1 rRNA gene is annotated in these 703 nt (G+C 48.5%); it reads left to right on the forward strand.

Annotated features, from left to right (window positions below):
• Window positions 1-703: ribosomal RNA gene (locus EKM89_RS13915) — 23S ribosomal RNA — on the forward strand; the annotation flags it as partial.

Below are 703 nucleotides of genomic sequence, written 5' to 3' on the forward strand. Positions count from 1 at the left end.
GGCGTTGAGTATGTTGCCGTAGACCCGAAACCAAGTGAGCTATCCATGTCCAGGATGAAAGTTCGGTAATACGGACCGGAGGTCCGAACCAGTGTAAGTTGAAAATTGCTTGGACGAGATGTGGATAGCGGTGAAATTCCAAACAAACTTGGAGATAGCTGGTTCTCTCCGAAATAACCTTAGGGCTAGCCTCGGATGAAGAATCATGGAGGTAGAGCGACTGTTAGAATGAAGGACTCGTCTTGAGCTACTGATTTCTGATAAACTCCAAATGCCATTGATTTAAATATCCGGGAGTCAGACTGTGAGTAATAAGATCCATGGTCGAAAGGGAAACAGCCCAGACCACCGATTAAGGTCCCTAAATATGTGCTGAGTGGAAAAGGAAGTGAAATTGCATAGACAGCTAGGATGTTGGCTCAGAAGCAGCCATCATTTAAAGAGTGCGTAATAGCTCACTAGCCGAGTGGTTTTGCGCCGAAAATTTACCGGGGCTAAGCACATTACCGAAATCGTGGACACGCACCGTCAGGTGCGCGTGATAGGAGAGCGTTCTAAGGGCACTGAAGCAGGACCGTGAGGACCTGTGGAGCGCTTAGAAGTGAGAATGCCGGTATGAGTAACGAGAAACTAGTGAGAATCTAGTTCACCGGATGACTAAGGTTTCCTGGGGAAGGCTCGTCCGCCCAGGGTTAGTCGGGAC

Source organism: Levilactobacillus fujinensis, from assembly GCF_003946335.1.
Classification (GTDB): Bacteria; Bacillota; Bacilli; order Lactobacillales; family Lactobacillaceae; genus Levilactobacillus; species Levilactobacillus fujinensis.